Origin of the sequence: Cohaesibacter intestini (assembly GCF_003324485.1) — a bacterium.
GTDB lineage: Bacteria > Pseudomonadota > Alphaproteobacteria > Rhizobiales > Cohaesibacteraceae > Cohaesibacter > Cohaesibacter intestini.
The window spans coordinates 177,451-187,534 of the sequence record NZ_QODK01000007.1 but is presented as its reverse complement, the minus strand read 5'-3'; the positions used below and the strand labels follow the sequence as shown (position 1 = coordinate 187,534).

Sequence of the window (10,084 nt, the reverse complement as noted above, 5' to 3'; positions counted from 1 at the left end):
GGTCATGGCGAATGTGGCTGTGTGTGCGAGATGGAATGGATAGGTGTAAGCAACCAAATCCTACAACAAATCAACCATTTACACTACATTCGCCAGCCAAATTCCCGACCTTCATGCATAAGACGGGCTAGCTGCTCTCCTCTTCGGGTTGATCCACCTGAGAACATTATCGCTCTCAAGGGGAGCAGCAACCAAATTCTGTATGGGATGTATTATATCGGGTCACCTTCCGCAAGAACCTCTATCAGAGCATCAAACTATGTGCTTGTGATGATGCGTTGAATCTCTTTTTTTGCATACTCGAAACTGTATTTGCGCTCAAACAAAGATTGCGCACCAGCCTCTAATTCTTTGCGCTTGTCAGGGTTGTTCAGGCAAAACAAAATCTGCGCGGTAAAACCTTCTGCTGTATTAGCACAAATTGCGTCAACGCCGGACGTGATCTCAATACCTTCAAACGCGACATCGGTGCCAATCAGCGCCTTGTGATAATGAAGGGCTTCAATCACCTTCACCTTCATTCCTGTCCCTTTGGTAGTCGGACTAATGACCAAACGCGCTTGTTTATAAGTGTCTTCGAGGTCTTTAACATAGATTTCAGAATAAATATTGTCAGCTGCAACAAGAGATTTTCTTGAAAGGATTAGGTTTTTGTTTCGGCCGATAGCACCTTGTATGAAAAATGTTGTGTCAGGACGCGACGTGATAATTCTCGGCCATACATTTTTGAGGAACCACAAAACCGAATCCGCATTGGCATCAGAGTTGGAGCCAACAAATAACAAATCATATTTGTAGTCTGAACCTACGTTCACTTCTGTGCGCCGGAAGAAAGTAACGGGCAAAAAGTGCGTGGGCGTATTAGGTGCATATTCCTTTTTTACTTCTACTTGCTCAACGGGAGAAATACAGATCAAGCTGTCGTATTTCCTAAGTGTTGCCTTTTCAGATGCTTTATATCTATTAATGAGAAGAGGGCGTAGCAATTTGGGCCAATGTGGTGCCACATCCTTTCTTATTCTGTTTGTTTGGATGTCATGCATATCTGCTATTGCATGGAGTTCCATTTTGATCACATCGTCTATAGTCATTTTGATATAGTTAAAAAAAACGACGTCGTAAGAGCCATACTTCGCCGCCGACGTAACCATCTCTTTGAACTTGGGCGGGCATTCGTCATTATTTGTTACTGAGAATGGATTTTTGTGAATGAAGCTCTTGATGGCCTGAATTTTCTTAATCGCAGCCCCAATCGCGAACGGCATTTTGCTCTGCTCTTTAGTAAAGCTTGGATGCCGTTCGATTAAAAATCGACAACCAGGAAACTCTTTGGTTAGCCGATAAGCAAGATCTTCTGAGGACGTATCACGCTCACTACGATTCAGAACGGCTACATCAATGAAATAACCTAGCTCCCGCATCGCATGCAGCACTTGGCTCGTCCGCTGCGCCGAGCCCCGATTGACAGGATGGGGAATGACTGGAGTGATGCATAGGACACGTTTTCTATCTGAACAATCCTGAAGATCGGGAAATCTCAGAGACGTGAAATCGATACGTCTGGTGATGTTCCTGAAACTACCGTCTTTCTGACGCACCCGCTCAGTATGGAAATTCCCGAATGAATATATCCTATTCACCAGATAGTTGAGCAAACGATCGCGCGTTTCAGAGGATACCTTTAGCAAAGAGGACATAAGTGCCTGAATAACGTCTCGGGCTTCGTTGACTGGTCTGTTAAGTCCTTCATGTCCATAATAGACTTCGCCAAAGTGATAAACAGGTTTATCAAACAAAGAAGCGAGCAAACCAACTCCGCTGTTAATCAGGCACACAGCATCGCATAATTCTAGCAGGTCATGAATATGTGTATCGTCTGGGGCAAAGCTTAGTCCGGCTTTGGGCCTTATCTCTTCCAAAGGATGCTTTTTGCAAACAACCACCCAGCCCGCATTCTTCAATTCGGATGAGGCGGATATCTGTTCAATCTTATCAACAAAGCTCTCGAAGCTGCCAAACTCTCCTTTAAAATAGCGCACTGTTGTGTCTGCAGGCCGTTGAAAAGGAACAAACAGTATCTTTTTACCCTGAAGCCCCATTTGTGCTCTCAATGCTTCTACCCCTATGCGCGCTCCTTGATCTTCGAGGCATTTGTCAGAAGAGACGAGCTGCTGCCGATATGCCTGAACATCGTCGCTTTCCTCCTTAGAAAGCGGTTGGTCCCAGTTTTCTGCATCATAGGAGGGGCTATCTGCATTGAAACCGACATCAAAATACCAACTATCCGGAAGACCGCCTCGATCAAAAACAATGATAGAAATTTTTAAGGCGCGACAATAGCGATAGATCTTGAGTCTCGTTTCATTGCCATATGGATTTGGGAACAGAATCGCTTTGTAGTTCTTCTCTACGACTAGATTGCTTACATCAACAAGAGATGCGAACTCGTTTTCGTGGCGAAAATCGATCTCGCCCAGTACAGTTAATGCTGACGATAGGCTTGTAAAGGCAGCTGCTTTAGGATTTCCGAGGGCAAGAAAGCGTAATGTACTCGGGGGTGTGTTTTCCGACATGAGATTTTTCTGTGAAGGTGTTTTGTTGAGTTATATGTGAAGCTGGTGTCTGTTGCTTTCAGAAATCATGTTCGCCTTCGCTCGAACACGAATTAAGCGGGTGCTTTGTCAGATTTACGGGTAAGCCAGTTCCCTTTACGGAGACCCTATATGCTAAACTGCCAACTTGCTAACCATTTTTTTCATTGCAAAACATCTAATGGTTTGATGACAGAAGTCAATTAATGCTATTGATGGTTGCATAAAGCTCATGTTCTTGCCTGAGTATGGATGCGGCTGTATTAACATTATCTCCTTCCCTGTTAAGATGAGATGATAGTATTTGATGGGAGTTTAGCTTGTGGATGGACGTACTCAATGCACTGTTTCAATAAACGGGCAGAATGATATTTTGCGTGAGGTTATTGTACGCTTTCCAAAAAAAGGGAAAATTCTTGATATAGGTATGGGGAGTGGTAAAGCATCACGAGCGTTTTGCGAAGCTGGTTGGCAGGTCGAAGCTACAGGTTTCAATGTGGATGCCTATTTCGAACAAGGAAGTTCCCTGCCTGACGGGATCCGGATCCATCATGATGTCGATATTTGTGACATGAGCATTTTTGAAGATGAAAGCTTTGATGCCATCTGGTGCGCCCATGTCCTTGAACATGTAATGAATATGGGCAGGGCGTTGGAGGAAATTCGCCGGATCCTAAAGCCGGACGGCAAGCTGTTTATCAGCGTTCCACCCTTTAAGCACGCGGTGGTTGGCGGCCATGTCAATACAGGCTGGAACATTGGAAACCTGATGTATGTCCTTGCGGTGGCGGGCTTTGACTTGTCGAACGGATCCTTTGTGCGGCATGGCTACAATCTGTTTGGTTCGGTCAGCAAAGGGGCGGGCCCTTTGCCCCAAGGGGATTTGCACTTTGCCAATGGAGATATCGAATTTCTTGCCAAGAAAAAGCTTTTTCCGAAAGGGTTTGATGCCGGGCAGGGTTTCGACGGCAATATCAATTCGGTCAACTGGCTGTGGCAAATCCCGCCGAAAGATGCCAAAGCGGCCAAGGGTACACTTTCCTCCTTCACCGGTCCGATGAGAATCGCCTTTTTTGTGCCATGGATTACCAAAGGCCGAGGCGGAACAGAAAATGTCGGGCACATGATGGCTAATGCCATGGCTGATAAGGGCCATCATGTCGATATTCTAACATTTGACAATGACCAGGCCCCGTCCCGATGGCCGTTGCATCCCGATATTGGGATGCACCATCTGCCCGAAGAAGATAACCCTCAAAATAATCAGGTCATGCAAATCAAGATGGCGCAAATCGCTCCTGACCTTATCGTCGGGTTGCATATGAACCGGACATTCGGACGATATGTGAAATGCGCAATGAAACTCGATGTTCCGATTGTTCTGTCAGAACATATCGATCCGACTTTTCCTCAACGTGTAGGCACATTCTCCGATGAGGAAAGGCAGATCTATTTCAGTGGCGCCACACGCCTGCATCTCCTGGTAGATGCTTTCAAGTCCACGTTGCCAATGTGCCTTCAGGACAAGATCACAATTGTTCCCAACACCATCCCGACACCGGGGGTGAAGGCGAATCCGGGCCAGATCAAGGATCAATATACCCTGATTACCGTTGCCCGCCTGGTTCCTCGAAAAAACCTGTCGGCTCTTCTGCACGCCTTTGCTGGCATCCACGAACAGGTGCCTGACTGGAAACTTAAAGTAGTCGGTGGCGGAGGGCTGAGAAAAGATCTGGAAGCCCTGGCCAGGGAACTCTCTATCAAGCACAAGGTGGAGTTTGTCGGTCACACGGACGAGCCCTACAGACACTATGTCGATGCCGACCTGTTCGTCCTGCCCTCGCTGCATGAGGGTTTCCCCATGACCGGTCTGGAAGCAATGGCTCACGGCTTGCCCATGGTCGGATATGCGCTTTGCAATGGCATCAATGTCCAGATCGAGGATGGCAAGAATGGCATTCTCGCCTCGGGCGGGCGGGCTTTGGGCTCGCTGGGAGAAGATTTGCTCAAGCTTATGAACGATCAAGATCTTCGCACGGAAATGGGAAAATACTCAAAAGAGAAATTCGACAAGGAATTCTCTCAGGACGTGGTATTTACGCAATGGGAGAATTTGTTCCTTCTGGCAATTGATGAATATGACGGCATCAGGAAACCGAATCTCCAGTCCTATCTTCAAACGAAACTTATCGACGATGTTTTTGGCGAAAAGTTTTTTCCTTTCAAAAAAATAGCTAGGGATTGCTGAAATGACTGCAAATCATAAAGATGCCTATTTAAATTTTTTGGATTTGATCGAAATTCAGCAAAAAGAAGCCGTTCCTGAAGAAATTGACATTCGTGAGGAAATATTATCGCTGCAGGATGAACCAATTGGTATTGGTTACACGAAAAATACGCTTGAGGACGCATACGGTGCTCATTTGAAACTTTTGTTTCCCGAAAGTGCCCATATGGGAGAACCCAGATGGCACAACGCCTCAACCTACCTGGCTCTCGGCACCTTATATCCCGAACCGGAAAAGTCACACAAAGGGGCAACAAGGGTTTTTAATCGCGCCAAAACCGATACCAGAATTATTCTTTTTGAACAAGGATTCCTTGCATCTACCAGTAGTTGGTCTCATTCGTTTAACAATAAGGATACCGTTTCGGCTTGTCTGGGATATGTATATGACGATATCAGCCATTATTTCATGGCCGACTATCCCAATCGCCTGATTCATCGTTTGAACAGCAGCAAAATGCTCAGTGATGAAGAGACCTCTCGGGCGCGAACTGTCATCAACCGCATCTGCGAGCGTAAGATAAGCAAATATAATTCCCAGCCCATCCATCAGCCAACCATGACCGAGGGTTATGAAAGCCGAGTTCTGGTCGTCGATCAAAGCTTTGCTGATGCTTCTACCATCTATGGCAAGGTAGATGAGATCCATTTCGAGGCAATGCTTCTGGCGGCAATTCGCGAAAATCCCGATTCCGAGATCCTCGTCAAGACCCATCCCGATACGGTGTGGGAAGAAGGCAAACGGGTTGGATATTACAATCATCTGAAGAATGATGGCCGTGTGCGTATCTTGCGTGATCCGATCAATCCCTTTTGCCTGTTCGAACTGGTTGACAAGGTCTATGTCGGCACCAGTGGCATGGGGCTGGAAGCCTTGCTGGCGGGCAAGGAAGTGATCTGTTTTGGCGCCCCCTTCTATGCCGGCTGGGGCCTGACCGATGATCGTCAGAAAATCCCATATCGGCACCGTTCGAGAACGCTCGAAGAGATTTTTCACTATTTCTACATCTGGTACACCATCTATCATGTTCCGGGTAAACCAGCACCAAGCGAGATCGAGGATGTGCTCGATTATATCGAAGCCAATCGTCCGGTCACGCTACCCGGAACCATGCAAGAGGTGGCATCGGAGCCAAAAGTCTCCGTCATTCTTCCCGTTTATGGTGTCGAGGCCTATATCGAGGAAGCGATCCAGTCGATCCAGCGCCAGAGCTTGCGTGAGGTGGAAATCATTCCGGTCAATGATTGCAGTCCCGACAACAGTCAGGCCATTATCGACAGGATGGCGGCAGAGGATCCCCGCATCAAACCCATCGTGTTGCAGGAAAATGTTGGCCAGGGATTTGCCCGCAACAGGGGGCTTGAGGCTGCTCTGGGTGAATATGTCTGGTTCCTGGATCCCGACGATTATTTCCCTTCAACTACGCATCTTGAAACGGTCTACGAAATAGCAATATCCGATACTAGCGATATGGTGCGCGGGCGAAAACTGATTGAACGCATAGAAGACACCAATGGGAATTTCATAAAGTACAATAGAGATAAAACGGAAGACTTTTTTGAGGAGAATTTATCCAAGACAACCTTTGACAAAAGCCCAGTTCTTTTGCATAGCAGGCACTTTTGTCTTTGGCTTTACCGGCTTCAGTTCTTGAAGGAAAACAATATCAAGTTTGTTAATACACAATGGGAAGAACGACCATTTTTAACAAAAGCCCTAGTAAGGGCAAAATCAATCTCGACTTCTTCCAGCGAAGCATTCGTATATAGAATTCGGAAAGATTCCACTGCTAGAAGACAAAAAAATTCAAGGGATTACGATCTTCAGATGGAGAATCTGGAGCATACGATTAAGCTTTTGGTTGGAAATGAAGCATTTGGCCAAGACCATCCTTATGCCTATCATCTTCGTTTCACTGTCGCGCAATATTTACAATTTCTCTTTCGTGGCTTTGCCTACAAACTGGTACAGTCAGGTGTGGCCGCTGACGACAATCAAGCCTTTCTTGCCCGGATAAAGCGGGTATTCGAACCTATTGGTATGAGTCCGGACCAGCTGAGCCGTGATCCGATCCAGCTTTCTCAACCCCATCTCGACGCCAACGCCTACGGACTGCTCTATGCCGCGATCCTTGCTGATCGACCGGACTTTGTCGACATTGCAACCAATCTCGAACCCATAGATCAGCAGACCCTTTACGAGAACTTGCTGTCCGAACCGAAATCGGAAACGGAGCGCCATTTCCTGTCGGCGCTCAATCTCTATGCCCGCAATGACAAGATCAAACCGGGCAACAAGGTCGTTGCCGCAATCAAAGAAGCCTCGTCTGGCCTTGCAAAGACTGACCGGCATGACAGGATCCGCGTTATTTTCCATATCGGATCGACCAAGACCGGCAGCACTTATTTGCAGCATTTGATGGAACAGAATCGTCCCGAACTGCTGCGGCAAGGTATTTGGTATCCTTCTTTTGGCCTTTTTTGGCAGGCGGCGCGGCCACATAAGCAGGCCGGTCACGCGCATTTTGCTCCGGCAGCAGTGCAAGGGAAAAGAGAGCTGCGAGAATTGATTGAAGAAGGTTTAGTTATTTTCAGTAAAATGAAAAACCCAATTCATACCATAATTATATCAAGTGAAGCCTTTTTCTTGAATGAGAAAGCACCAGCTTTGGTTGACTATTTTGATGGTTTTGACGTGAGCATGATTACTTATCTTCGCCGCCAGGATGAGTGGGCCAATGCTCAATATGCAGAATTCGTTGCTGGTGGTGCAGTGGGACGTGTCGATTCAACAATGGCTGATTGGTTAGAGAGTGACATCACCAAAAGGCGGTTGGACTACCATTCCATAATACAACTTTGGGCGCAAAAGCTGGATCCCAGCAAAATCATTGTTCGCCCTTTCGAGCGGTCTCAAATGGTGGATCGCGATTTACTTTCCGATTTTTCTTATGCACTCGATCTACCGCAATTATTGGCTCTGCCTCAACCAACCGAAGACAAAAGCAATGCGTTCCCGCTCGAAAATTCCCATATTCGTATCGTACGGCAATTCAACAAGCTTCATTTTGAAAGTAGAGGCCACTATTTCAGATTTATTGAAGAAGTTACGGTAGGAATTTCTGAAGGGCGGGCCAAACGAAACCTCGAGATTGGTCGACCCTGGCTTCTAACAACCAAACAAAGCGAGCATATTTTGGCTCAGTACCAAAACTCAAACGCGATGATTGCTAAAATTTTTCTTGGGCGTTCTGATGGTAAATTGTTTGATAATTATAAGCCAAAGATCGAAATGGATACATCCTTTGTGATTGATATTGAAGAATATGAGCTTATTGCCGAAGCTTACCAACGCAATTGTGGCAAGAAAAATCAACACAGCTCATCCAAGAAGAAGTCACCTCCTGCAAGTGAAAGTGATTATCGTAAGGGCTTGGCTGCCTTCCATGCAGGGAAGTATAAAGGATCCTTGATCCATTTCATGAAAGCAATTGAAACAAAGACGCACGATGCTTTGATTAGACGATGTATAGCTGAAGTCTTGATTAAGTTAAACAGACCTTTCGAGGCAATTCCTCATTTGGAGATTGCGTGTGAGCAGCTGCCAGGCAACAAAAACGTCCGGAGAAGGCTTCGTGAGGTAAAATATCCTCTGTTTCGGAGAATTTCGAATAACAAGCCTTTTCTTGTGCCAAAATCTTGAGGAGTTTTCGGGGCGCAGGTCAAGGTTTTTGTGGGCCTCCAGCCGAAAACTTCCGATCTATTTCGTTGAAATTCGACCCATTAATTGGAGCGAGTGAAAACCAAACCTTTAAAATCAATGATCTGTCTTAGCTTCCCAAGCTTACGACGAGGGTTCGATTCCCTTCACCCGCTCCATCACTCTTTCAATGGCTTAGAGACTATTATGGGAACGCTCATAGCCGCGGTTTTCAAATAGTTTTCATAGGGTTTTCACGGCTTGTTCTTTCCCAAGCCCTCCTTCTTCGTGATCAATCGAGCGGCCCCTTTCTCAAAGCGGGCACTCCGGCTGCATGCAATAAGTCAGGGCTAACAGGCGACAAGCTTCGGAAGCTTCACTTCAGGCTACAGGTACAGTTCCTCCGTCAATCACATGTTCGCTGCCTGTAATGGCGCTTGCTCGTGGCGAACACAGGAATCCGATCAATTCTGCAACTTCCTCAGGTTGTGTCGGCCGACCAATCGGGATCCCGCCAAGGCCTTGCATGATGATCTGTTTGCCGCCTTCACGGTCGGTTCCGGCTTCTGCTGCCAGACGATCGGCCAATGCCAGTGCTGCGTCTGTTTCGATCCAGCCGGGCGAGATCCTGACGACCCTGACCCCTGCCGGCCCAACTTCCTTGGACAGGCTTTTCGAGTAGGTTGATAGTGCCGCTTTTGCGGCAGCATAAGCCGTTGTTGACTCCGGCAGTGGCATCTGACGCTGGATTGACGTGACATGGGCAATGACACCGCTGCCTTGTGCGATCATTCCGGGCAGCAGCAGACGATCAAGACGGACCGCTGCCATGAGATTGAGAGCAATGGTTCGATCCCACTCCTCATCTGTCAGAGCAGAATACCCACCAGCCGGTGCGGCTGACCCACCAAGAACATGGACAAGGATGTCAAGCCCGTTGAATTGATCCTCAACCGCTTTGCCAACAGTTGTGCATCCTTCAGATGTGGTGACATCGGCAGCGACAAAGCTCGCGGCTATTGTCAAACGTACAGGGGGCTTTCGTGCCGTGATCATAACGCGAGCACCTTGCTCTGCGAAGAACTCAGCCACAGCTGCACCCGTTCCCCCCGTGCCACCGGTTACCAGAATACGCTTGCCAGCAAGCTCAAGATTAAACGTCATCACGCAATCTCCAATCTGCTGACCTGGTCCCCGTCCAACTCGAAACAGAAGTCAAGATTCACAGGACTTCCCTTGAAGTCGCCGGTCAGACGACAGGACACGATTGTTTGCGACCCGTCTTGCCTTGAGGAGAGAATTTCTTCTTCAAACTGGATCTTGCTCGCGGCCTCACGCCATTGCAGGATTTCGGCCTTGCCATGATACATATTGCCTTCATCCATCGCGGTGCCATCGTCACTAAAACAGTTAACAACGGCCTGCGGTGATCGGGCTGCGAAGTAGCGCAGAACAGCAATAGGTACAGTATTGGTCATCGTATATGTCTCCGTTTCCATTTGATCT

General features: G+C 47.3%; 5 protein-coding genes and 1 tRNA gene. 3 read left to right on the top strand and 3 right to left on the bottom strand.

All coding sequences use genetic code 11. From position 1 onward, the window contains the following. Window positions 1-257 precede the first annotated feature (257 nt). On the bottom strand, window positions 258-2,573 hold the full coding sequence (locus tag DSD30_RS19720) for a glycosyltransferase (protein WP_114011466.1): 2,316 nt from the start codon (window positions 2,571-2,573) through the stop codon (window positions 258-260). 340 nt (window positions 2,574-2,913) lie between these two features. Here DSD30_RS19720 and DSD30_RS19715 point away from each other — a divergent pair, with 340 nt between their 5' ends. The 3 genes from DSD30_RS19715 (at window position 2,914) to DSD30_RS21670 (ending at window position 8,757) form a co-directional block, all read left to right on the top strand. Next, window positions 2,914-4,839: a glycosyltransferase gene (locus DSD30_RS19715; protein WP_157967791.1), complete on the top strand. Its 1,926-nt coding sequence runs from the start codon at window positions 2,914-2,916 to the stop codon at window positions 4,837-4,839. A 1-nt stretch (window position 4,840) separates the two neighbouring features. Beyond that, window positions 4,841-8,581, top strand: a complete 3,741-nt coding sequence (locus tag DSD30_RS19710) for a capsular polysaccharide export protein, LipB/KpsS family (protein WP_114011464.1) — start codon at window positions 4,841-4,843, stop codon at window positions 8,579-8,581. Between the two features lie 89 nt (window positions 8,582-8,670). After that, window positions 8,671-8,757 (top strand) — tRNA-Ser (locus tag DSD30_RS21670). A 202-nt stretch (window positions 8,758-8,959) separates the two neighbouring features. Here DSD30_RS21670 and DSD30_RS19705 read toward each other — a convergent pair. Beyond that, on the bottom strand, window positions 8,960-9,742 hold the full coding sequence (locus tag DSD30_RS19705) for an SDR family oxidoreductase (protein WP_114011463.1): 783 nt from the start codon (window positions 9,740-9,742) through the stop codon (window positions 8,960-8,962). Beyond that, a complete protein-coding gene (locus tag DSD30_RS19700; protein ID WP_114011462.1) occupies window positions 9,742-10,056 on the bottom strand; it encodes a nuclear transport factor 2 family protein in 315 nt (104 codons plus the stop codon). Before DSD30_RS19700 ends, DSD30_RS19705 begins: the two co-directional genes overlap by 1 nt. Window positions 10,057-10,084: the final 28 nt, after the last annotated feature.

Coding starts and splice junctions, on each gene's coding strand:
- DSD30_RS19700 (WP_114011462.1), bottom strand. CDS start 10,056: ATGACCAATACTGTACCTATTGCTGTTCTGCGCTACTTCGCAGCCCGA.
- DSD30_RS19705 (WP_114011463.1), bottom strand. CDS start 9,742: ATGACGTTTAATCTTGAGCTTGCTGGCAAGCGTATTCTGGTAACCGGT.
- DSD30_RS19720 (WP_114011466.1), bottom strand. CDS start 2,573: ATGTCGGAAAACACACCCCCGAGTACATTACGCTTTCTTGCCCTCGGA.
- DSD30_RS19710 (WP_114011464.1), top strand. CDS start 4,841: ATGACTGCAAATCATAAAGATGCCTATTTAAATTTTTTGGATTTGATC.